The following is a 24,623-nucleotide window of genomic DNA, read 5'->3' as shown; positions in this document are numbered from 1 at the left end:
GAAATGGACAGTGACAAAAATATTAATGAAATTGGTAATAATTCAATAGCTGAAGTCGATGTAGATAGAATTGATGACGATAGAAGCGAAGTTGATACGAGACAATCCAGAAGAGCGAGCTGCATCATACTTCCCATTACATCACTTCCTTCACCTTATGGGATAGGAACAGTGGGGAAGGCAGCCTATGATTTTATAAAATTTCTGGCTGACAGCGGGCAAAAATATTGGCAGATACTGCCTATCGGTCCGACCAGTTATGGGGATTCACCATATCAGTCCTTTTCTTCGTTTGCAGGAAATCCGTACTTAATCGACTTGGAATTATTAGTTGAAGACGGGTTATTGGAATATGAGGAATTTGAAAATGTTAACTTTGGAGACAATCCTGAGTATGTTGACTACTCACTTATGTACCTCTACAGATTTAAAGTGCTTGAGCTAGCCTATAAAAGAGGTAAGGAAAGTTTAAAAGAAGAAGTTAAAAAATTCAGGACTCAAAACAGTTATTGGATAGATGATTATGCACTATTTATGGCTGTTAAAAAACATTTTATGGATGCTTCGTGGATAGATTGGCCTGAAGATATAAAACTGAGAAAACCTAAAGCAATAAAAAAATATATGACTGATTTAAAAGATGAAGTAGATTTTTACATTTTCCTTCAATACCTTTTCCATAAGCAATGGACGATTCTAAGAGAGTATTCCAAGAGACATGGTATTGAAATTATAGGTGATATACCAATATATATTGCTATGGACAGCGCGGATGCTTGGGCATATTCAGATATCTTAATGCTTGATAAAAAAACACTTAAGCCACTGGAAGTAGGTGGATGCCCACCTGACGGTTTTTCTGATGACGGACAACTATGGGGCAATCCCGTATACGACTGGGATTATCAAAAAGAAACGGGATATGAATGGTGGATTAAGAGAATAGAGATAAACTTAAAGTATTATGATATCTTAAGACTCGATCATTTTATTGGATTTTCCAGTTTTTGGTCCATCCCATATGGCGATGAAACGGCCAAATATGGCGTTCGTAGACCTGGACCGGGATATGAGTTCTTTGAGAAATTGGAGCAAAGATTAGGAGAATTGCCAATAATAGTTGAAGATCTTGGTGTTCAGTCTGAAGAGGTATTTAAACTTAAGAAAAAAGTAGGATATCCAGGAATGGCCGTCCTGCAATTCGGTTTCTTCCCATTTGAGGATGCAGATTATATACCTCACAATTTGGAAGAAAACACCATAGTTTATACCGGGACGCATGACAACCAGACTATCAGAGGTTGGCTGGAAGGCTTGAATGAAAGTGAATTTAAGTTTGTAAAAGACTATGTTAATTTAACAGAAGAAGAAGGATACAATTGGGGTATGATAAGATCGGCAATGATGTCGCATTCCAGACTTGCAGTAGTGCCGATGCATGATTATTTAAACCTTGGTGATGAGGCAAGAATAAATGAGCCTTCAACCCTAGGTAATAACTGGAAATGGAGAGTTCTTAAAAGTAAATTGAATCCTGAACTAGCAGCAAAAATACGCTATATAACCAGACTTTATGGGAGGATGAATTAATGACTGATGATAGAAGCAATAACTTACCCTTAGACCAGCTTAAGAGCTTTTTTGAGTATGCTCTTAAGGTGAAATTCGGGAAGACCATTGAAACGTCAACTAAAGAGGAGAGATACAATGCATTGGCTACGGCTATAATGTCATTGATATCTGATAAGTGGATAGAAACTACGGAAAAATCGAAAACAGAAAGAAAGGCGTATTACTTTTCTGCCGAATTTCTAGTTGGTAGAGCACTGGGGAATAATATATTAAACCTGGGCATTCAAGAAGATGTAGACGAACTGCTCAAAGAGATAGGCCTCGAACTTAATGAGCTTGAAGAACTTGAAGAAGATGCAGCACTTGGAAACGGTGGTTTGGGAAGACTAGCCGCATGTTTTATGGAATCAGCAGCGACAATGGATATACCTCTTGATGGATATGGAGTAAGGTATTCGGAAGGACTCTTTAAGCAGTCATTTGTGGACGGTTTCCAACATGAAGAAGGAGACGCTTGGATAAAACACGGGTATCCATGGTCAATCAGAATGGAGTCAGATAAGCAGATAATACATTTTAAGAATCAGTCTGTAGTTGCAGTCCCATATGATATGCCCGTTATAGGTTATAAAAACGGGGGTATCAATACCTTGAGATTATGGCAAGCTGAAGCAATCAATAGATTTGATTTCACTAAATTTAATAATTTTGAATACGACGAATCTGTAAGAGAGCAATCAAGAGCAGAAGATATCACAAGAGTTTTATATCCAAATGATATTCAATGGGCAGGAAAATTATTAAGATTAAAGCAGCAGTATTTCTTTGTCAGTGCATCTTTAAAAGACATAATAAAAAAATATAAGGAAAATTTCCCGGGAGATACTGAATTTAAGGACTTTTCAAAGTATCACGCCATACAATTAAACGACACTCATCCCGTTATAGCAATTCCTGAGCTTATGAGACTTTTCCTAGACCATGAACATATGACTTGGGAAGATAGCTGGGAGATTGTTACCGAGGTGTTCTCATTTACAAACCATACCATTTTACAAGAAGCGATGGAGGTTTGGCTTGAGAGCATAATGGATGAGGTAAGTCCTAGAATCGTAGAAATAATTAAGGAAATTGATAAGAAATTTATAGCATCATTGCAAGACAAAAACTATAGCTATGACAAGATTAATTGTCTGAGAATAGTTAGAAATAATAATATTCATATGGCTTCTCTTGCACTTTACAGTTCACATAAAGTAAATGGAGTAGCTCAGCTTCATACTGAAATACTGAAAACAGATACTCTAAGTCAGTGGTATGCACTATATCCTGAAAAGTTTATAAATATGACCAATGGAGTCACACCTAGGAGATGGTTGGTATACAGCAATCCTGAACTGGCGGCTTTAATAACTGAGCTTCTAGGTACTCAGGACTGGATTACTAATTTAGAGATGTTAAAGGAACTTGAGAGATTTGCGGACGATGAAGCTGTACTGAATAGACTAAATGAGATTAAGTATAATAATAAACTTAGACTGGTAAAATATATTAAAGAGGTAGAGGGCATAACAATAAATCCTGATACCATCTTTGATGTTCAGGTTAAGAGACTTCATGAGTACAAAAGACAGCTTATGAATGCACTTCATATAGTGGATTTATACTTCAGATTAAGAGAAAATCCTGATTTGGATATCATTCCTAGAACCTTTATATTTGGAGCCAAAGCAGCTCCCGGTTACTTTAGAGCCAAGGCAATAATCAAATTTATAAATGAGATCTCCAGAGTTATAAACATGGATAAGAGAGTTAACGATAAATTAAAAGTTGTCTTCGTTCAAAACTTTAGAGTATCCTATGGAGAGAAGATATATCCTGCAACAGATGTCTCTGAACAGATTTCAACTGCAGGTAAAGAAGCATCAGGTACTGGAAATATGAAGTTCATGATGAATGCTACTCCGACTCTTGGAACCTATGATGGAGCCAATGTTGAAATAGTAAGAGAAGCTGGATTCGAAAACAACTTTATATTCGGTGCCAGAGTTGAAGAAATTCGAGAGATATACGACAATTATAATCCTATTGAATTTTATGCAAGTGATTATGACATAAAAAGAGCCGTGGATTCACTTATCAGCGGGGAGTTCTCCGACAATGGTTCATACATGTTTCTAAATATATTTAACTCACTTGTACTAAGAGATTATCCTGAAAAACTGGATCAATACCTCGTATTAAAAGATTTCAACGCTTACAAGGAAGCTCAAATGGAAATCGATAAGGCATATCGTGATAAAATGGGTTGGGCGAAAAAATGCTTGATTAATCTCGCAAACTCAGGAAAATTTTCATCGGATAGAACGATAATGGACTACGCAAGAGAAATCTGGAGAGTAAAATAGAAAAAGCCCCCGAAAATCGGGGGCTTATTTTTATCATAGTGTGGTTTTATTAGGTGGAACTTCGTTCATAGGGTTATCTGCGTCAGTATCAACATTCTTACTAATTTCGGTAGGAATGACATCGGATATCAAGTCACTTGGGATGTCAGAGATATCCTCAATTCCGCTCTTAGTAAGGAATGGATAATTTTCAGCATCCCTCATTTTCTCCATCCAACTAGGATCATCTTGTGGTACATACTCTTTCCATTCGTCATCGATGATTACTTCAGGTCTCTCCATAATCAATAAGATATTGCCGTTTGCTACTGCCTCTTCATATCTTCTAGCTTCTTCATCGGACAAACCAATTCGATGCCATTTATCGATCATGCTTTCTTCTCCTCTGAAAAATGCTTTAATTCTCTTCCAGAAGGTATTTTCGTCGTCGGTATGTGTATGAGCAAGTCTATATTCAACTAATTTTGCGATTTGCTCTTTGTTTTTTGCCAGTACAAAGAAGTCATCGCCAACGATACCTTCAGCTTTTAATTCAAGTATTCTATCGATGACCGGACTTTCAGAATCGTACATTTCAACTTTGTAAATCATAAAAACACCTCTTTCTTTTTGTTCCTACTATTTATATACCACTGTTCAGCTGTTATTAAACGTAAAGTTTTTTGTTAAATTTTAAGGTTATTGATTATTTACAACAAAAGCGAAACAATTTAATAATAAATAAAAAAACTCCGGAAAAGATTCCGAAGTTTATTTACTGATTGCCCAGAAGGGACCGCCTGCCGATGATACCGGTGACGCCTGTGAGAGAATTGTATCTATGTCCCACTGCATAAAAACATGTTCCAGTTTTACCGAATCGGAAATGGTAACTTTACCGTTCGGTTTTATTTCTCTGATTATAAAAAAGTGACCGTCATCAGGTGAGAAGATTCCGTGCCCTGAAAGTGCAACTACTATCTTTCCGTTATTTAGAGCAGTTCTGATATCTTCTGCACTTGCACGATATAGAGGTTCTACATTTAAACCGAAAGCCTTGGCAGTCTCAGGTATGAGAGCGTGGCTTGAACCGTTTCCCACGGCACAATATCCATTTTCATATGCCCAGTCACTCATCTCCTTGGGGTTCATCTGAGTATCTGTCAAGCTCGAAACGACAGTTGCCATTACAGTCGGACCACAGCCATGCGTACCGATTGGATCTTGAGGACCATATAATTGTTCAGCCCATCTTTTATCCATTTGATTATAATAAATTAGCGAACCTACAGCAGAATCCATTTTAAAATCGTATTCGCCATTCTTTTTGTTTTTGTCCTCATTTGAGGCGCTTTCCTGCTCTTCAGGCTTTTCTTCCTCTGCACGGGAACCGGGTTCGATTACTGCATCAGAATCATCCTTGGCTTCAATATCTTCTACTTTCTCTTTATCTTTCTTTGACTTAGCTTTAATAGTGTCCTCTTTATTCTCAACCCAAACAGCTTTACCTGAGTCGTTGCTGACATTGGCGCTGTTTTTTAGGTTTGAATTCAATGCTGGAAGAAAGAATTTTATAAAAACCAAGGTCAAGAGCACTATTATTGTAGAAGAGAACAAGATGTATTTAGTTTTCTTTACTTTTGTTTTTCTAATCGGACGTCTAACGCGACTCCTATTGTTATTATGATACATAATATCCTCCAATATTTTAAGGAGCATCTCTGCTCCCTTAGTTATTATATATAAAAAATAATGTAATTTCAATAATATTACTATTTTGATATATTATAAAATCTGAATATGGGTATATTCTATAAAGAACGGTTAATTATAGGATTTTTGAAAATATTAAAAAATATTAACGATTTATGTAAAACATAATTTCTACATATTTTTTAATTATACTATGCTCATAAGAGGTGATGAAAGTGAATGAAAATAAAAACAATCCTAATTCGGATTACAATACAAATGAATCCGGAAATAATATCGACAGAGAAAGAAGATATGACACTGAAAGCTTTTTAGATGATGAAAAGTATAGGCAAGACAGAATTAACTCTTATGCCCATTACCATGAATATTCAGAGAATGATAATTCAATTTTTAATAATGACTACAAATATGAAAATACAAGCCACAGGGCAGAAGAGGCACAAACTAATACAGATGGGGTTAATTCAGAACAAGTCAGAAAACTGGTTAAAGAAGAAATGGCCAGAGGAAAGAAAAAACCTTTTGGTAGAATTTTATCAGCACTTATCTTTGGTTTAATCGGATCGGTTATGGGGATAATGCTATATACACAAGCACTACCGTTTTTTAACAAAAACCAACCGGTAAGTAATACAGGTAACGGAAGTACTGCCGTACAAATCAATGCGATTGATCCGGTTAATATAGAATCTGCAGTAAATGAAAAAGCAGGAAAATCAGTAGTTGGTATCTCCACAAGAATTCAAACGGGAAATGATATTTTTTCTTCGGGAGTCGGAGAAGGAGTAGGATCCGGAGTTATAGTCAGTGAAGACGGCTATATATTGACTAATTCCCATGTAGTCAACGATGGCAAAACTGATCAGATAAAAGTTGTATTTGCAGACAAAGAAAGTGTACCTGCAAAATTGGTTTGGCATGAACCTTCGCTGGATTTAGCAGTTGTAAAGGTTGAAAAAACTGGCTTAACACCTGTAGAACTTGGTGACAGTGATTCTATCAAAGTAGGTGATAAAGCCATAGCTATCGGAAATCCGTTGGGTCTTGATCTTCAATCGACCCTGACTTCAGGATATATTTCCGGGTTGGGCAGAAGTATAACCATGCAAAATGGAACCTCAATGGATGGTTTAATTCAGACAGATGCAGCCATCAATAGAGGTAATAGTGGTGGAGCCTTGTTAAATGCTAAAGGACAGCTGATTGGAATCAATACTGCCAAAGCATCAGGCGGTGAAGGATTGGGCTTTGCAATTCCGGTCAATACAGCTGCTGCCATAGTTAATAAAATTAAGACTACTCAAAACTTCGAACCGGTAGTAATGGGGATAAGAGCTGTAAACGTAGATTACTACAAAAATATGAAAGGTGAAGAACTAAATGCAAAAGACGGTATAATCGTAATAGATGTCGTACCGGGTTCACCTGCAGACCAAGCCGGTATTAAGAGTATGGATATAATAACAGGAATAGATGGTAAAGAAATCAAATCCATGGCACAGCTAAAAACCGTACTGCTTGGATACAATCTGGGAGACGGTGCAAGAGTTATGGTCCAAAGAGATAATTCCAAAGTTGAACTGGACATCAAGTTTACCGGAGAACTAAGATAAAATAAACATTAAAAACGGAACATATCACATTTTTGTGATAGTTCCGTTTTTTATTTAAAACTATAATAAGTAGAGCTCAACTTCTTCTCCTACGGCTATAGGCTCAGAGCCTTCGGGGATGTCAACAAGGCAATTACAACTGATCATGCTGGACATAACTCCGGCATCGTGTTTATTGGAAAACTTTACCATTCCGTTTTCGTAACTTGCCCTTACCAGGCGCCTTACTCTTGAAGCTTTGTCAAAAGAATTAATCGTAGTTGATTTTATCTTTTTCGGAAAGACACTCTCAACATTGGATAATTTAGCTAGGATTCTTCTGCCGAAAATTTCAAAGGTTGCCAGTGCCGCAAAAGGATTACCGGAGAGTCCAAGAATAGGTACATCACCGTATTTATAAACTACCATATGTGAACCGGGCTTGATTCTTACCTTTTCAAAAAGCGGTTTGGCACCAATCTCTAGTAAGGAAGATGGGATATAGTCCTTTTCTCCAACCGAGACCCCACCGGTTGATATTACAAAATCAGTATTTTTAATGAGATTCAGAAAATCGGATTTCAAACTCTCCACATCATCTCCGCATCTACCGGTTACGATATTCTTAAATCCCAACTCCTTAAGTCTTTGAATAAAGGTCATACTATTTGAATCGTAAATCTTTCCTGCGCTTATATCGGATTTATAATCTACAACTTCACTTCCGGTACTTAGAACTCCTATTTTCAATTCCCTAAAAACTTCTACATCGGCAATGCCCATGCCTGCCAATAATCCGATTAAAATTGAATTTAAACTTCTGTTTTTAGAAGTTATCAAATCGCCAATTTTTAAGTCTTCTCCTTTTGGAATATAATTATCAAAAGGGGAAAGTTGAGCTTTCGTCTCTATGTACTCATCATAGACATCAACCAGTTCCTGTTTTAATATCGTATTTGCTCCTTTTGGAATCATCGCACCGGTCATAATCCTGGTAGCCAGACCTTCCTCTATTTCATATTTAGGGACATCTCCGGCATATATCTTTTCAATGACTTTAAATCTTGTAGAATCGCCTTTTACCAAATCTTCAGCTCTAATCGCATAACCATCGAGTGGAGATCTGTCAAATAGAGGGATATCGATGGGAGAGTAAATATCCTCGGCAAGGACTCTGCCAAGTGCATCGATAATATCAATTTTTTCGGTATCCTTAATAGAACCGATATGTTCATCTATTAAATTAAGTCCTGTTTCCAAATCTATTCTTTTCATACACTGCCTCCAAAATGTAATACCCATATTAAAAAACAATTAATTTTTGTTAATTTATTTTAATTCTATCACATTTTAGTGAATAGAGGTATAATGAACCTATGGACTTGTTTTATTTTATGTATGTATTAGGATAAAGGAGTGCGTTATGATTATTGAGAACAGAATGATAATGATAGGTGCAACGGGGAGAAACAGCGGAAAAACTTCTCTGGCATGTGAAATAATAAAAAACTACAAGGATGGTTTAAATGTCGTAGGACTAAAGATTACAACAATAGAGTCAAGAGATATGTTATGCCCAAGAGGTGGTGAAGGTTGTGGAGTTTGTACCAGTGTAGAGGGAAATTATGATATAATACAAGAGATGGGCAGTGGAACTGACAAGGACACTGTTCGATTGCTCGATGCAGGATGTTCATCTGTTTATTGGATTAGAACTCATAAAGAATACATCTTACAAGCATATGAGGAGTTTCTTAAATTAGCAAAAGATGCTGATTTAATCATCTGTGAATCCAATTCTCTTAGGCATTATGTAAAGCCTCATCTATTCATAATGATTAAGAATACGAGTGATGCATTTATAAAACCTACTGCTGCTTCGGTTATAGAATATGCAGATTATATTATTTCAAAATACGATGTACTGGAATCAAAATCATTTACAAATGAATTGCTGGTCAATTTGGACAGGAGAAATATATGAATGATAGAACGCTAATACAGGAAAGAGACATTCTTAATTTAATAGAAGAAAAGAAATTGCCCGAGCTAAAGGGATATATATCCCAGCTCAATCCGGTTGATTTGGCTGAAATAGTCGATGAGCTTGACGAGGCGAACTCGCTTTTGGTTTTAAGACTTCTTCCCAAAGAACTTGGAGTAGAAGTATTTAGTTACTTTGATGTGGATAAACAAAAAGAGATGGTATCGCTTATTACCGATGCGGAGCTCAAGTATATTTTAGATGAACTCTACTTTGACGACATGATCGACTTACTTGAAGAGATGCCTGCAGAGTTTGTATCGGATGTACTTAAAAATGCACCACATTCAGAGCGAAGGCTGATTAATGAATTCTTAAATTATCCTAAGGATTCTGCCGGATCTATAATGACCATTGAATATGTGGCTTTGAAAGAAGAGATGACAGTTCAAGAAGCCATAGACCATATAAGGGACATAGGTATGACCAAAGAGACGGTATATACCTGTTATGTAACTAGTAGATCCTCAAAGCTAGTTGGAATAGTATCTTTAAGAAAATTGGTTACAGAAGATATCTCCAAAAAAATTGGGGATATAATGGATACTGAAATAATTACCGTAAACACTCTTGACGACCAAGAGGAAGTAGCTGAAGTATTTAAGAAATACGACTTCTTGGCGATTCCGGTAGTCGATAATGAGTATAGATTGACAGGTATTATTACGGTTGACGATATCATGGATGTAATTGAAGAAGAGGCTACGGAAGACTTCCAAAAGATGGCTGCGATGGCACCATCTGACGAAGAGTACCTGGAAACGCCGGTAATAAAACTGGCAAAACACAGAATTACATGGCTTCTAATACTTATGATATCAGCTACCTTCACGGGTGCAATTATGGACGGCTACCAAGATGTCTTGTCAAAGATAACTCAGCTAGTAGTATTTGTCCCGATGCTAATGGATACGGGAGGTAATGCCGGCAGTCAGAGTTCAACACTTATAATACGTGGATTGGCAATAGGAGATATTCAAATAAAGGATTTCTTCAAGGTAATAAAGAAGGAAACCGCAATTGCATTATTGGTAGGTTCAATACTTGCAGTCGTTAACTTCTTAAGACTTATACTTGTAGAAAGAATGGATATGACGATATCATTTGTAGTTTCTATTACTTTGGTTTTTACTGTACTAATGGCAAAATTGGTAGGTGGAGTACTGCCTATAATTGCTAAAAAACTGAAACTAGACCCCGCTATAATGGCAGGTCCATTGATAACTACATTGGTTGATGCCGGATCACTTATTATTTACTTCAAAATCGCATCAGCATTACTAAATATTTAAAAACCGTAAATGGGTTTTATTAAGGTTCTTTGTCAAATAGTGTTGGTATATAAATTAATCACAAACTATTAATGTCAGGCAGCGTTAGCTGCCTGACGTTTTTTTACACTTACAGTGTCTTTTGGTACTATCATTTTCTTGCAAATTAATATTCGATTCCTAAAATGATAGTACGACCTGTATCCGAAAGCAACTCTTTTTAAACACTTAATAAAATTATTAATACCTTCTAAACATCCATTTGTAACATTCACTTCTAAGCAATTTTTTACGTACTCAAAGTCCTTTAAAAGCGTGTTAATACTAGTTTTCATAGCATCTGATACCTCATCTGAATAATATTCTAAATGTGCCTTTAAGGAGGCAATATCTCCGTTTTCTACATCCTTTAAAAGAATCTGATAACAATCATAAGTATTTAGAAGTGTTTTGTTGACACTAATACTATCCATAACCACATCTCTAGCACTTTTCCATCTTTCAAAATGTATCCACTTTCTAAAACGTGTAGAATTAAGCTTTAAATAAGGCTTTTGTATCAGCTTCCAATACCTTTTTAACCTTTTGTATTCCATAGAATACTTAGAAAAACCATTCATAACTTCTATTCTTGTTTTGTTCAATGCTCTAGATAAGTGGTTAACTATATGGAACTTATCAAATACTATCTTAGCATTAGGGAAAAGATCAGAAATTAGACTAATGTATGGCTGATACATATCTATACATATACTTTTAACCGATTCTCTAGCACATTCACTAAACCTAGAAAAATAGCGCTTAAGATAGTGTAATTGCCTGTTTTCAACAATATCGATAATATCATGAGTAATAGCATCACAGAAAATAAAGCTCATAGATCCTTTAGCAGTTTTTGTGGATTTAAACTCATCAAAACATAGATGTTCTGGTAAAAACTGATAATTAGGCTTAAACTGTTCAAAAGCTTGATCTACACATTTAGAAACCGTAGAATGAGAAACATAATGTAAACTAGCAACATCTTTTTCACTTACTTTCATGGTCAAATTAGTTGTAATATGAGCTTTTACTCTATTAGAAATAAAACAATTCTTTTTAACAATATCAGTTTCAGCTATAAAAGTAGAATTACACTCCTTACATAAAAATCTCTGCTTTTTAAGTCTCAAGAAAGTAGGTTCGCCATTAAAAGGAAGAAGTTTAATATCAGAAGACTTAGTGCCGTGTTTAATAATGCTTGGGCTATGCACGTTACCACAAACGGGACAAACAGAAGCATTATAGGTAAGCCGGCCAAAAATCAAATTGTAAGAGATATTCTTCTTTTTAATCTTCTCGACCTTTTCAAAAATCTCAATATTTTCATCTTTTAAATCTAATAAATTTAAGATATAATTACTAATAGACATAGTGGCCTCCTTATTTTTTTGTTGTGGTGATTAAATTATAAAGGAAATTGGTCACTATGTCTTTATTTTTTAAAAAGAAAATAGTGCCAGCAAAGAAACTAATATTTCTTCACCAACACTATAAATTATAGAGCCTTTATTAACCCATCTACGGTTTATTTTTTATTTCTTCAGATTTCCGAAAATTCCACGGAAGATAACCCTTCCAAACTCTCTACCCACTGTTGACATCATATTTTTAGTGAATCTGTCAAAATTAGAATCCGTCCTTCTCGTAGTAGTTGTTTTTTTACGTTCTTTTTCCAGTAGTTCTTTTTCTTTCTTCTCAAGCTCCAGTTGTTTCTTTCTTAGCTCTTCATCTTTTAAAGCTTCATCAGCTTGCAGTTCACTTCTCTTAGCTGAGATTTCGAGTAGTTCATAAGCCGACTCGGAGTCTATCCTCTCGGAATACTTGGCATAATGTGGTGATGAATTGATAATTGAAAGCCTTTTGGACGCTTCTATTGTACCAAATGATGATTTTGGCGGACATATCAGCACCCTTTGTACATATGTGGGGATTCCCTTTTCATCCAAAGTAGACACCAGAGCCTCTCCAACGGATAATTCCATTATCTGCTTTTCGATATTCTCACCTTCTGCTTGTCTGAAAGTATCGGAAACTGCTTTAACGACTTTTATTTCCTTAGGAGTATACGCTCTCAGTGCATGCTGAACACGGTTACCCAGTTGAGCCGCTACTGAATCGGGAATGTCGGTAGGATTCTGGGTTACGAAAAATACACCCACGCCTTTTGATCTTATAAGTCTAACTATCAATTCAATCTTTTCCAATAGAGGCTTTGGACAGTCGTCAAATATTAAATGAGCTTCATCAAAGAAGAAAACAAATCTCGGTTTTGATAAATCACCAACTTCATCAAGTTCTTCGTAAATTTCCGATAACATCCATAGTAAAAATGTAGAATATAATTTAGGAGAGTTAAATAGCTTTTCAGCTGTCAGGATATTGATTACTCCTTTTCCGTCCTTAGTTTTGAAAAAGTCTTTAATATCAAGTGCGGGCTCGGCAAAGAAATTATCGGCTCCTTCATTTTCTAAAAGCAAGAGACTTCTTAAGATGGCCCCTACAGAAGCTGAAGATATATTTCCGTATTGTCTTTGCAGCTCTTTCGAATGGTCGTTTACGTAATTAAGTATGGCTTTAAGGTCCTTCATATCCAGTAGCAAAAGTCCGTTTTCATCTGCAACTTTAAAAGCTATATTCATAACTCCCTGCTGAACTTCGTTCAAACCTAGAAGCCTTGACAGCATTACAGGACCCATCTCAGAAATGGTTGCTCTTACAGGAAGGCCCTGCTCTTCAAAGACATCCCAAAACTCAACCGGGTAGCTGTCAAAGTCAAAATCTTCAATGCCGATTTTTTGAATTCTATCGAGTAATTTATCGTTCATTTCTCCAGGAGAAGTAATTCCTGCTATGTCGCCCTTAACATCTGCCAGGAAGATAGGCACTCCCAAATCAGAGAGCTGTTCAGCAATTACCTTCAGTGTGACCGTCTTACCCGTACCGGTTGCTCCTGCGATTATTCCATGTCTGTTTAGCATATTTGTATACAAATACACCTTCTCTTTACCGCCGCCGAGTAATATCTTGTCCATTTACAAACCTCCCATACTTTTATCTATTTCATAATAAAATTTAATATATCAATCTTTATATATTATAATATCAGTTTCACGTATAAAATGATAGTTTTCAATAAAAAACTAAAGTATATTTAAACAGCCCATTGTAATAAAAAATTACTTTTTAGTGATATACTGGACCATGTCTTGCAATATGTATACCCCAAAAAGTATAAACAAAATATACGATAGCATACAAACACATTATTAAACATTATGAAATTACTTATTGCACAATTTACATTTTTTATTCTGAGGATATTTTTTTCTATGATGCAATATGAAGATGAGCGGCTTTGGTTTTTAGGTTAAAAAAACGGCTCATCATATAGATGGCCGTTTTGGATTAGGATTTATACTATTTCTTGTTTTCAAGAAGGTGTTTTGCAGGGATACCCGGGCTTGTCATTGCAAGTGGGTTTAGTATCTCGTCAAGTTCTTCTTTTGTTAATAGATTTTCTTCTTCAATTAAGGTTCTTATTTGGATTCCGTCTTTTAATGCTTTCTTTGCGATTCTGGCTGCATGTGCATAACCTATATGAGGAACAAGTGCGGTTATTATTCCGGTAGAGTTATGAACATCGGCAAGCATTTTTTCTTCATTCGCTGTTATTCCGGTTATACAGTTAACTCTCAAGGTCTTAATTGCACGCTCTAAGAACTCTATTGACTGGTAGAGACTGTAGAATAAAACAGGTTCAAAAGCATTGAGTTCCAGTTGGCCACCTTCTGCAGCCATCGTAATAGTGACATCATTTCCGATTACTCTAAAGGCAACTTGGCTAACAACCTCCGGGATAACAGGATTTACTTTACCCGGCATTATTGAAGAACCGTTTTGTCTAGGAGGAAGATTGATATCTCCAACCATTGTTTTTGGTCCTGATGACATTAATCTTAAATCATTACTGATTTTTGAAAGATTTACTGCCAATATTTTTAGTGCGCTGGATACTTCTACCAATCCGTCCAGGTTATGAGTACCGTCAACCAAATCTTCAGACTGATTTAGTTCTAAACCGGATAGATCATTAATCGTAGGTACTATTATGTTAAAGTAGTAAGTATCTACATTGATACCTGTTCCTATTGCAGAAGCTCCCATGTTTATAGATTTTATAGCATTTGATGCATGCTCAATTCTTGCAATATCTCTCTTAATCACTGATGCGTATGCATGAAACTCCTGACCCAGTCTTATAGGTACTGCATCTTGTAATTGTGTACGACCCATTTTTAATACTGAATCGAATTCTTTTGACTTCTTCATTAAATCTTCGTATAGTAGATTCATTTCTTTTAATAGACGAGGAAGTAATAATAATGTTCCGATTTTACCTGCGGTAGGATATACGTCATTGGTTGATTGTCCCATATTAACATGATCATTAGGATGAACAAATTCATATGTTCCAAGTCCACCGCCCATAATTTGGTTAGCTCTATTGGCAATAACTTCATTGGCATTCATATTGGCAGTAGTTCCGGCTCCGCCTTGGATTGGATCAACGATAAAAGCGTGATCCAGTTCACCATCTATAACTTCATCACAAGCCTGTACGATTGCCTCCATAACTTCTTTATCCATAACTTTTGCTTTGAAGTTTGAAATAGCACATGCTTTTTTCACGATTGCAAGCGCCTTAATCATCTTTTTATGAAGTAGCTCACCTGTAATGTGAAAGTTTTCATTACCTCTTAGAGACTGAACGCCATAATATGCGTCCTGAGGAACTTCCTTTTCTCCGATTGAATCAGTTTCAAGTCTAAATTCTACCATTAAAACCCTCCAAAAATAAATATTTTAGTAACATTATTCTTCAAACTTAGTATAACACAAACAAATAGTAATTAGTAGTTCAATTAATTTCATTATCTAGAAAGTATGTAAATTACAAGCATATAAGCGTTAAAAACCAGTTAAAAGTATCTAACTTTTAATGCACTGATTAATAACTTAGATTATTAAATGATGGCTTGACTAAAAAATATCTTTTGAGTATATTGTAAGTGAATCAAAAGTTATATTATTAAGCCGAAATTATACATATAGTAAAATAAATTATTTAAATCGGTTTACAAATAGCACCAATAGACTAGTGAGATAACACTTTAAGTGGACCGGGTTATTGAAACTAAATGTATCATTGTAGAACCGCTTATATTTGTATGTTATTATATAGTTAAGAGAAGATATCATTTAAGGAGGGTTTTCAGATGGATGTAAAAAATGTTAGAGAGGAAGCACTAAAACTTCACAGAGATCACCAAGGTAAAATTGAGGTAATCAGCAAGGTTCCGGTAAGAGACGGATACGATTTAAGCTTGGCTTATACACCTGGAGTTGCTGAGCCTTGTAAGGAGATAGAAAAAGAACCGCATAAGGCATATGAGTATACCAATAAGGGTAATATGATTGCAGTTGTTACAGACGGATCTGCAGTTCTCGGTCTTGGAAATATCGGAGCTCTTGCGGGAATGCCGGTAATGGAAGGTAAGGCAGTCTTATTTAAAGAGTTCGGTAATGTAGATGCTTTTCCGATTTGCATCAGCAGTCAAGATCCGGAAGAAATCATTAAAACCGTTAAGTTGATATCCCCATCATTTGGTGGGATAAACCTTGAAGATATTGCGGCTCCGGCTTGTTTTGAAATTGAAAGAAGATTGACTGAAGAGCTGGACATACCTGTTTTCCACGACGATCAACATGGAACTGCCGTAGTAGTATTGGCTGCAGTTTTAAACGGATTAAAATTAGTTAAGAAAAATATCGCCGATGTAAAAGTAGCCATTAGCGGTGCGGGAGCAGCCGGTATTGCCATAGCTAATCTGCTAATGGAAGCAGGTGCAAAAAATATAATACTATGTAATAGAAACGGAATCATCGATCCATCTGATGAGCGCCTAGACGATGAAAGAAAAAATGTAGCCAGCTACACCAACCCTAATAAAGAAAAGGGTTCATTAACAGATGCAATGAGAAACGCAGATGTATTCATAGGGGTTTCAGGTCCCGGAATAGTAAATGAAGAAATGGTTAGGGGAATGAAAGAAGACGCGATAGTGCTTGCGATGGCAAATCCCGTTCCTGAAATTTATCCGGAAGATGCTTTAAAAGGCGGGGCTAAAATTGTAGGTACAGGAAGATCTGACTTCCCGAATCAAGTAAATAATGTACTTGTATTCCCGGGTTTATTCAGAGGAGCACTTGATGTAGAAGCAGGAGTTATCAACACTGAAATGAAATTGGCTGCTGCATATGCAATAGCAGACTTAATAGACGAAGGAGAATTAACTCCGGAATATATACTTCCTAGAGCTTTTGATAAGAGAGTTGGAGAGGCTGTAGCGAAGAGAGTTGCAGAAGCAGCAATAAATTCGGGAGTTGCCAGAAAGAATTAATATATTATAGATATTTACTAAGGAGGGAGTGATGGTATGATAGGTTTTTCTGTAAACTTATACGATGAAATCAGCATGATTAAAGAATATATAAGAACCATGAAAAATGCGGGATTTAACTCTGTTTTTACGACGATATTTGTGCCGGAAGAGGATAAATCAAGGTATTTAGAGAACCTTAAAGCAGTTGGGGAAGAATGTAAAAAGAATCATATGGAATTAATGCTGGGCACTTCGGAGGAGAGTATTGAAGAGGTTGGATTGGACATGAGTGTTAATTCTCTTAAAGAGATTGGAATTACGGGAATCAGAGTTACTCATACTCCAGATCCTAAATTAATAGCAGAGCTATCAGAGCATATGAGAGTTGCCATTAGTGCGAGCCACACTACTTCCGAGGATTTAAGAAGATTAAATGATCTTGGAGCTGAGTTTAATAATCTGGAAGCTTGGTTCTATTATTATGATAGAGAAGAGATCGGCTTAAGTGAAGAATATATGAAAACTCGTATCAGGTTTTGGAAGAACATGGATATAAAAACATGTGCATTCGCTCCCGGCGACGATCATCATATAGGCGTATTCGTAGGCCATCTGACCTTAGAGAAACATAGACGAAAACACCCTCTATATTCATGTATCAATTTACTGGAAGATATTGGGGTCGACAACGTAATAATAGGCGATTCTCCACTCCATTATAAAACCATTCATCAATTCAGTAATTATATGGAAAGGAAATTATTGGTATTCTATGTTGATGTCCTGGATTATGAGTACTTTCCACTGGTTAAAGGACTTCATAAAAACAGGATTGATGAAGCTGAATATGTTATCAGAGCAGAAGATATGGTCTTTAAATCGGATGTACATGTAGTTAACAGGTATCTCGTAAGCAGACCAAGAGGATCACTTACTCTTGACAACTATAAATACGGCAGGTATATGGGAGAGTTTCATATTACCAAAGTGGATATGGAATTATCTAGAAGAGTAAATGTAGTTGCCCATGTCAGAGAAGAGGATATCGACTTAATCGATGTATGCAGTGGTGGAACACTGTTTGAGATAGTTGATAATGCAGAGGAAAATAATAAAATATAGCAGTATGTAGGGAGAAAAGTTTGTTTAAAGATAAAAAGAATGTTCATATAATTATAACTTATTTAGTCAGTTTACTCTTGTTAAATGCTTCTCTACTCGTATTTTATGCAGGCATATCAAACTATATCTTAGTGACTTTGGTACTTGGCTATGTAGTATTTATAGCCTTCATTCAGCATTATAGCAGAACCGGAGTATGGGAGGGCAATATATTTAGACAGTCAAAGTATGATTTGATAGTCTCTCCGCTTATGGCTTTTATTATATTTGCTTCCAAACAGAGGATACTGCCGAGAGCTATAGGTATAATCGTACTAAATCTATATATATTTCAGTTGTTAATTATAAAACTGCTGAAAAACGAAGAAGACGAAGAAGAAAATAAATAGAAAAGGTAGTGTATCGGAATTTAGTTATTTCGATATACTACCTTTTTTGATGATTAACCTTCAAAATTTATTAAAAATATCTGATTCTTTTTAAAAATGGGTCTGTAGATGCTCTTATATTCACTGAATTCTGTTAAAAAAGACAGATTGTAGCTTACATCGTCTTTGAAGTGCATGGGGAAGAGTAGGCTTGGAGAAACTTCATCGATAAATATTTTTGCCCCATCAGCGTATCTCGATTTAAGTCTTGGATCAAGTGGGAAAAAGGCAATATCGACATCATAATGTTTGATTTTATTAATCTCCTTCATAAAATCTTCCTTCATCTGAGCTCTTTCTTCTTCGGTGTCTTCGTCCCATATCCAAAGATTTAAATCACCTGCATGAAAAATATTGACTCCGTTAAAGTTTACTAAATAACTCACACCTAAGTCTGTAGATCCAAATGTACGTACGGATAGATTTCCGAAAGTTTGTAATTCATTTGGTTTCATATAGTTTATATTCGGAGCAAACATCTTCTTTTTATCTTCAACCAATTTACTGGTTCCGCCCAGATAGATAATATTATCCACTCTTTCCAGTTCTGCAATATCGCTGGAAAAAACATAAGTATAATCTTTGCTTCCGGGCAGTTCAAGAATTTTCTCATTATAATGGTCATGATGAGAATGAGTTACAAAAAAAGTTATGCTTTTGTCTCTATTAAAGTCCGGCAAGCTGCCCTCATAATAGTCAAATACCAGACATTCTCCATCGGAACATATGGAATAACCACTATGGTAGATATATTTTATAGTTAATTGTGTCATCATTTCACTCCTATTTTCTAAATCTCAATTTATTAAGTTAATACCATTATACATTAAAACTCAATTTTAAAAAAAGACTTTAAACTACATTAATAATGGGTATACATTATAAAGATACCCAATATTAATTAATAGCATCTAAATTTTTAAAAGAATATAAATGAATGTGAATCGGGGGAGCAAAATGATCTATACAGTAACATTAAATCCATCGGTCGATCTTCTGGTTAGGATTGAAGATTTAAAACTCGGTGAACAGAATAGAATGAAAAGAGATAAGAAAATTCCCGGAGGAAAGGGGATAAATGTATCGAGAGTACTTAGACAATTGGGAATACCGTCTGTAGCGACAGGTTTTATAGGCGGATTTACAGGGAAGTTTATAACCGATTGGTTAAAGAAAGAAGATATTCAAGTGGGTTTCACGGATATTATGGATGAAACCAGAATTAATATCAAATTATTGACCACGGATGACAATGTATCAACCAGTATCAATGGAAGAGGACCAAATGTATCCAGGGTTGAAGTTCAGGAGTTTCTGTACTATATGTCCAGAGTAAGAGAGGGAGATGTAGTGATTATCAGTGGAAGTATTCCTCCAACGGTGGACAGGGACATTTATGAAAGAGTGGTATCTATTTGTAATGCCAATAAAGCTGATTTCGTAATAGATACAGATTTGGATCTTGTGTATGATGCATTAAAGTATAAACCGCTCCTTATCAAACCCAATTTAACGGATATTGAAAGTATGTTTGGAAATAAAATAATGGACCACGATGATCTTATTCCATATGGAAAGATACTACTTGAAATGGGAGCAAAAAATGCAATCATTTCACTTGGACTCGATGGATCGATTTTATTTACAAAGGATTCGGTATACAGAGTATACGGAGTTGAAGGAGAATGTAGGGATTATCTGGGAGCAAGAGACTCTATGATAGGTGGTTTTATCGGGACTCTATTTAGAACCTCAAATATACTCGAAGCTTTCAAGGTGGCAACTGCAGCAGCTTCGGCAACTACTTTTACTGATGGGATAGCAACAATTGATGAAATACGGGCGCAAATTGATAAAGTGAGAATAGAAAAAATACAATAAGTAGGAGGATATAAATGAAGATTTTTATAAGTGTGGATATCGGTGGAACTTGCGGATCTACAGGATACGAATTATGGCATTTCAATGAGAGTGAATTAACTCATCAATTGAGGATTATGAACGATGAACTCATTACAGTATGTAATGCAATAAATGACATTGACGGTACCAGTGAAATCACGATTAAAGATGCCTTTGGCAATGGAACTGGCATTGACATTGCGAGACTTCCTGCCAACACATCGGTTATAAGGGGCTGGGATGGTGGACCCATGGGGATGATGCAAGGCATTAATGAAAATTATGATATGACAATGCTCATAGGATACAATAGAGAAGCATACACCAGATCTACCAGCATACTTGGAAGAATAGATCGTGAAATAACGGAACTGAAGATAAATGGAGGAGTTGCTTCGGAGTTCCTAATTTCTTATTATACTTCCCTATACTTTGGGGTACCGGTAAAATTTGTATCAGGAGACAAGTCATTATGCGACATGGTGGAAATCATGGATCCTGGCATTAACACCGTATACACAGTTGAAAAAATAGGTGCTTCAGTAATCTCTGATACTCCTGAATTTGTAAATCAGTTGATATACAAAGAAGCCCAAAGAGCAATGAATAACGAATCACCGATGGTTGGAGTTCTACCAGAAGCTTTTGAAGTCGAAATAGAATATAGAAGAAGTTCCTACGCCTACAGAGCGAGTTTCTATCCCGGAACAATTCTAACCGATTCAAGAACTATAAAATACAGCTCCAATGATTTTATGGAAGTGCTTAAACTATTGATGTTTGTATAGGAGGATATAGTGTATAATTTTAAGAGTTTTAAAAACAGGAGAGATCTTGGTTCAGCTAAGTACAACAGAATGCTGGAAGCAAACCCTGGTGTAGATGAAGATATCATACCGCTGAGCGTTGCAGATATGGAGTTTAATGTAGCTCCGGAAATATTAGAAGGTCTTAGAGAGTACTTAGTAGAGTCCGTTTTAGGATATCCTGTGCTTTCCGACGTGTACAAAGATGCAGTGGTGGGTTGGTTTAAAAAGAGATACGACTGGGATATCGACGGGGATTGGATGGTAGAGACACAAGGTGTAGTACCTGCACTATATGCAGCAGTCGAAGCTTTTACGGAAGTAGATGACGGCGTAATACTGCTTGCGCCCGTATATGGTCCATTTTTCACCGCTATTTCAGATAATGAAAGAAGGATAATAAGAAGTCCGTTAATTTACGACGATGGCTACAAAATAGACTTTGAAGATTTGGAAAGGAAGGCAAAAGATCCCAAGAATAAACTATTACTCTTCTGTAATCCACACAATCCTGTTGGCAGGGTTTGGACTGTAGAAGAACTAAAGAGAGTGGGACAGATCTGTTTGGATAATGATGTGATTATAATTTCCGATGAGATACATGCCGATATAATAATGCCGGGTCATAAGTTCAATACCTTTGGTAATTTATCGGAAGAAATCAGTCAAAACATCATAGTTTCATCATCTCCTAGCAAAACATTTAATATAGCAGGCTTATTTACTTCAAACAATATAATTAAAAATCAGAAGCTTAGAGAGGCTTTTATATTCGCTTTGGAGAAAAGGCATTTAAAAGGTGCAAATATACTTGGTTTAAGAGCATGTGAGCTGGCCTACACAAAAGGCGAAGAGTGGCTTAACGAACTGCTTTTAGTCCTTGACGAAAATAGAAAGTACGTACTCGAATTTTTTAACAGGGAAATACCGGAAGTTATAGCTCATGACATAGAGGGAACTTTTTTGATTTGGTTGGACTTTAGAAGAATGAAAATGTCAGACCCCGATTTGGATGAGTTTTTAGAAAAAGAAGTACAATTGTTTTTAACTGATGGTAAGTTCTTTGGAAATGAAGGAAAAGGATTCAAGAGAATAAATATAGGATGCCCGAAGTATGTCTTGGAAGAAGCTTTAACAAGACTAAAAGCGGCTATAGATAAAAGGAGGAAAGATGACGAATAATGAGCATAGATCAATAGATGATGTAGTTGTCAATATAGACAGTATTGAAGAAAAAGATATAAAGACGGAGAAATTCATACCTGAAATAAAATCGAATCTGAGAAATAAAATAATAAAAGTCCCCGAGGCCGTATATAAAGCCAGTGGGATAAAGGTGCTTGGAGTTAGGATAAAGTCTCTGCTATTTACGACTGATGTAGCTCTTTTAAAGAACCATAATGCACATTCAATCATTGCAGTATACCCCTTTACTCCTCAATTGTCGATTATGCAAGCCATTATTACAACGGCTTCTGTTCCGGTATTTACCGGTGTGGGTGGAGGGCTTACAACCGGGGTTAGGGCTGTAACCCTTGCACTACAAGCAGAGTTGATGGGTGCATATGGAGTAGTAGTAAATGCACCGATGCAAAATAATGTAATCAAAGATATCACTAAAAATATCGACATTCCATTAATTGCCACAGTTGTTTCATTTGAAGATGACTTTAAAGGGAAAATACATGCAGGCGCTAGCATTCTGAATGTTTCTGGCGGAAAGAACACAGTCGAGCTGGTTAAGATGATAAGAAAGTCCGTTGGGGATGAGTTTCCGATTATTGCTACCGGAGGGAATACGGAAGACCTCATAACTGCAACGATTGATGCTGGTGCAAATGCGATAACATATACGCCGCCTACAAGTGCGGAAATGTTTGCTGAAATTATGATTAGGTATAGGGAAAATATTGGAGATTATAGGTAAAAAAAGAGTTTATAGGTGGAGATAGCTCTATTTAGACATTCTTTAAGCCTATAAACATTTTTCAGATATTTTTAAAAATATTTGCGAATAGTATAGTTTTATGATATGATTATTCGGTAAATCTCTGCTCCATTTATATTGGAGCCAAAGTCCATAGGGAGGTGAAATAATGAAAAAATATGAAGGCGTTTTTATATTCAAGCCTGATGTTGAAGAAGCTACTAGAGTTCAACTATTTGAAAGAATCACTGACATTATTAAAGATGGTGGTAGTGTTACTGAAGTTGCTGAATGGGGTAACAGAAAACTTGCTTACGAAATCGACTATATAAAAGAGGGTTTCTATTATGTAGTTAGCTTCAGAAGCAACCCCTGAGATAGTTGCAGAAGTTGACAGAAGATGTAGAATTACTGACCAAATACTTAGATTCATGATTACCAGAGTTGAGGCGTAAGCCGGGAGGAAATAAATGAATAATGTGGTATTGATCGGAAGATTAACCAGAGATCCAGAAGTAAGATATATGCCTGAAACTACAAATGCAATGTGTACATTTACTTTGGCGGTTGACAGAAACCTATCCAGAGAAAGAAGACAGGAAATGGAGTCTAAAGGTCAGCCGACTGCAGATTTTATCAGGATTGTAACTTGGGGGAAAACAGCTGAATTATGCGGGAATTACCTTTCTAAAGGAAAGATGACTGCAATAACAGGTAGGATTCAAACCGGATCTTATATGAATCAGCAAGGACAAAGAGTTTATACAACCGATGTAGTTGCAGAAAGAGTTAAATTTCTGGAATGGGGAGAACCAAACAGAACACAAAACCAATCGGGTTACAATAGCCCATACAGTGAACCTGTAAACAATGTTCCGAATTACGGACAAGGATCACAAAGTAGTAATGAAGGTGGCTTTGATGACGGTCAAGATGATTTCATACCATTTGACGACGATTCAAAGATTCCGTTCTAGTAGAAAGGAGAATATAAAGTGCAAAGAAGATATAGACCAAGAAGAAGAGTCTGTGCATTTTGTGCCGATAAAAAGAAAGTCATTGACTATAAAAATGTTAATACACTAAAAAAATACATTAGTGAAAGAGGTAAGATATTACCTAGAAGAGTTACAGGAAACTGTGCTAAACATCAAAGACAAGTGACTGCTGAAATCAAAAAAGCAAGACAAGTAGTATTATTACCATACTCTGCAGACTAATAAACGACCACGGTTGAGCCGTGGTTTTTTTATTTGTTTTGCAATTAAAAATTTATAGATATCTTACTTTTATTAGAGAAAATGACTTATTTTATAAAATTACAATTTTGTTGTATAATATAAGGTACAGGTTTTATGTAACAAACCGAAA

The 24,623-nt window shown here is 36.0% G+C and carries 21 protein-coding genes and 1 pseudogene; 15 read left to right on the top strand and 7 right to left on the bottom strand.

Translation table 11 applies throughout. The features are described 5' to 3' along the window. Positions 1 to 3 precede the first annotated feature (3 nt). A complete protein-coding gene (gene malQ / locus VZL98_10890; GenBank protein ID WVH63186.1) occupies positions 4 to 1,590 on the top strand; it encodes a 4-alpha-glucanotransferase in 1,587 nt (528 codons plus the stop codon). Continuing rightward, positions 1,590 to 3,980, top strand: a complete 2,391-nt coding sequence (locus VZL98_10885; GenBank protein ID WVH63185.1) for a glycogen/starch/alpha-glucan phosphorylase — start codon at positions 1,590 to 1,592, stop codon at positions 3,978 to 3,980. Before malQ ends, VZL98_10885 begins: the two co-directional genes overlap by 1 nt. Before the next feature lie 33 nt (positions 3,981 to 4,013). Here VZL98_10885 and VZL98_10880 read toward each other — a convergent pair whose 3' ends face one another. Together VZL98_10880 and VZL98_10875 are read right to left on the bottom strand one after the other, a co-directional pair. Next, positions 4,014 to 4,571, bottom strand: coding sequence for a general stress protein (locus VZL98_10880; protein WVH63184.1), 558 nt, complete (start codon positions 4,569 to 4,571; stop codon positions 4,014 to 4,016). 159 nt (positions 4,572 to 4,730) lie between these two features. After that, on the bottom strand, positions 4,731 to 5,651 hold the full coding sequence (locus tag VZL98_10875) for a C39 family peptidase (GenBank protein ID WVH63183.1): 921 nt from the start codon (positions 5,649 to 5,651) through the stop codon (positions 4,731 to 4,733). Between the two features lie 236 nt (positions 5,652 to 5,887). Between VZL98_10875 and VZL98_10870 the strand changes: the two genes are divergently transcribed. Continuing rightward, positions 5,888 to 7,288, top strand: coding sequence for a trypsin-like peptidase domain-containing protein (locus VZL98_10870; protein WVH63182.1), 1,401 nt, complete (start codon positions 5,888 to 5,890; stop codon positions 7,286 to 7,288). A gap of 60 nt (positions 7,289 to 7,348) precedes the next feature. On the opposite strand, the gene VZL98_10865 is transcribed toward VZL98_10870, so the two are convergent. Continuing rightward, on the bottom strand, positions 7,349 to 8,542 hold the full coding sequence (locus VZL98_10865; GenBank protein ID WVH63181.1) for a molybdopterin molybdotransferase MoeA: 1,194 nt from the start codon (positions 8,540 to 8,542) through the stop codon (positions 7,349 to 7,351). A 148-nt stretch (positions 8,543 to 8,690) separates the two neighbouring features. Here VZL98_10865 and VZL98_10860 point away from each other — a divergent pair, with 148 nt between their 5' ends. Beyond that, complete coding sequence (locus VZL98_10860) at positions 8,691 to 9,251, top strand: hypothetical protein (protein ID WVH63180.1); 561 nt, start codon at positions 8,691 to 8,693, stop codon at positions 9,249 to 9,251. Continuing rightward, on the top strand, positions 9,248 to 10,603 hold the full coding sequence (gene mgtE / locus VZL98_10855; GenBank protein WVH63179.1) for a magnesium transporter: 1,356 nt from the start codon (positions 9,248 to 9,250) through the stop codon (positions 10,601 to 10,603). Before VZL98_10860 ends, mgtE begins: the two co-directional genes overlap by 4 nt. A gap of 74 nt (positions 10,604 to 10,677) precedes the next feature. Here mgtE and VZL98_10850 read toward each other — a convergent pair whose 3' ends face one another. From VZL98_10850 to VZL98_10840, 3 genes are all read right to left on the bottom strand, one after another. After that, positions 10,678 to 11,994, bottom strand: coding sequence for an ISL3 family transposase (locus VZL98_10850; GenBank protein WVH63178.1), 1,317 nt, complete (start codon positions 11,992 to 11,994; stop codon positions 10,678 to 10,680). 162 nt (positions 11,995 to 12,156) lie between these two features. After that, positions 12,157 to 13,656, bottom strand: coding sequence for a helicase HerA-like domain-containing protein (locus VZL98_10845; GenBank protein ID WVH63177.1), 1,500 nt, complete (start codon positions 13,654 to 13,656; stop codon positions 12,157 to 12,159). 385 nt (positions 13,657 to 14,041) lie between these two features. Then, positions 14,042 to 15,463 (bottom strand): aspartate ammonia-lyase, encoded by a 1,422-nt coding sequence (locus VZL98_10840; protein WVH63176.1) that lies wholly within the window; start codon positions 15,461 to 15,463, stop codon positions 14,042 to 14,044. 437 nt (positions 15,464 to 15,900) lie between these two features. Between VZL98_10840 and VZL98_10835 the strand changes: the two genes are divergently transcribed. The 3 genes from VZL98_10835 to VZL98_10825 are packed head-to-tail and all read left to right on the top strand — an operon-like array spanning position 15,901 to position 18,578. Beyond that, positions 15,901 to 17,085 (top strand): NADP-dependent malic enzyme, encoded by a 1,185-nt coding sequence (locus VZL98_10835; protein ID WVH63175.1) that lies wholly within the window; start codon positions 15,901 to 15,903, stop codon positions 17,083 to 17,085. A 36-nt stretch (positions 17,086 to 17,121) separates the two neighbouring features. Then, a complete protein-coding gene (locus VZL98_10830; protein ID WVH63174.1) occupies positions 17,122 to 18,189 on the top strand; it encodes a MupG family TIM beta-alpha barrel fold protein in 1,068 nt (355 codons plus the stop codon). Positions 18,190 to 18,209: 20 nt separating this feature from the next. Then, entirely contained in the window at positions 18,210 to 18,578 is a 369-nt protein-coding gene (locus tag VZL98_10825; GenBank protein ID WVH63173.1) for a hypothetical protein, read from the top strand. 53 nt (positions 18,579 to 18,631) lie between these two features. Here VZL98_10825 and VZL98_10820 read toward each other — a convergent pair whose 3' ends face one another. Beyond that, on the bottom strand, positions 18,632 to 19,390 hold the full coding sequence (locus tag VZL98_10820) for an MBL fold metallo-hydrolase (GenBank protein ID WVH63172.1): 759 nt from the start codon (positions 19,388 to 19,390) through the stop codon (positions 18,632 to 18,634). Between the two features lie 184 nt (positions 19,391 to 19,574). On the opposite strand from VZL98_10820, the gene pfkB reads away from it, so the two are divergent. The 7 genes and pseudogenes from pfkB (at position 19,575) to rpsR (ending at position 24,472) form a co-directional block, all read left to right on the top strand. Continuing rightward, positions 19,575 to 20,498, top strand: a complete 924-nt coding sequence (gene pfkB / locus VZL98_10815) for a 1-phosphofructokinase (GenBank protein ID WVH63171.1) — start codon at positions 19,575 to 19,577, stop codon at positions 20,496 to 20,498. A gap of 14 nt (positions 20,499 to 20,512) precedes the next feature. Next, positions 20,513 to 21,307 (top strand): M55 family metallopeptidase, encoded by a 795-nt coding sequence (locus VZL98_10810; GenBank protein ID WVH63170.1) that lies wholly within the window; start codon positions 20,513 to 20,515, stop codon positions 21,305 to 21,307. A gap of 9 nt (positions 21,308 to 21,316) precedes the next feature. After that, complete coding sequence (locus VZL98_10805) at positions 21,317 to 22,507, top strand: MalY/PatB family protein (protein WVH63169.1); 1,191 nt, start codon at positions 21,317 to 21,319, stop codon at positions 22,505 to 22,507. After that, positions 22,497 to 23,252, top strand: a complete 756-nt coding sequence (locus VZL98_10800) for a hydrolase (protein ID WVH63168.1) — start codon at positions 22,497 to 22,499, stop codon at positions 23,250 to 23,252. Before VZL98_10805 ends, VZL98_10800 begins: the two co-directional genes overlap by 11 nt. A 169-nt stretch (positions 23,253 to 23,421) precedes the next feature. After that, positions 23,422 to 23,707: pseudogene (rpsF, locus tag VZL98_10795) on the top strand (30S ribosomal protein S6). Positions 23,708 to 23,722: 15 nt separating this feature from the next. Further along, positions 23,723 to 24,229, top strand: a complete 507-nt coding sequence (gene ssb / locus VZL98_10790) for a single-stranded DNA-binding protein (GenBank protein WVH63167.1) — start codon at positions 23,723 to 23,725, stop codon at positions 24,227 to 24,229. Positions 24,230 to 24,247: 18 nt separating this feature from the next. Then, complete coding sequence (rpsR, locus tag VZL98_10785; GenBank protein ID WVH63166.1) at positions 24,248 to 24,472, top strand: 30S ribosomal protein S18; 225 nt, start codon at positions 24,248 to 24,250, stop codon at positions 24,470 to 24,472. Positions 24,473 to 24,623 lie beyond the last annotated feature (151 nt).

The organism is Peptoniphilaceae bacterium AMB_02 (genome assembly GCA_036321625.1).
Lineage (GTDB): Bacteria > Bacillota > Clostridia > Tissierellales > Peptoniphilaceae > Microaceticoccus > Microaceticoccus formicicus.
The sequence above is the reverse complement of the archived record's forward strand: the minus strand, read 5'-3'. Positions and strand labels throughout refer to the sequence as shown.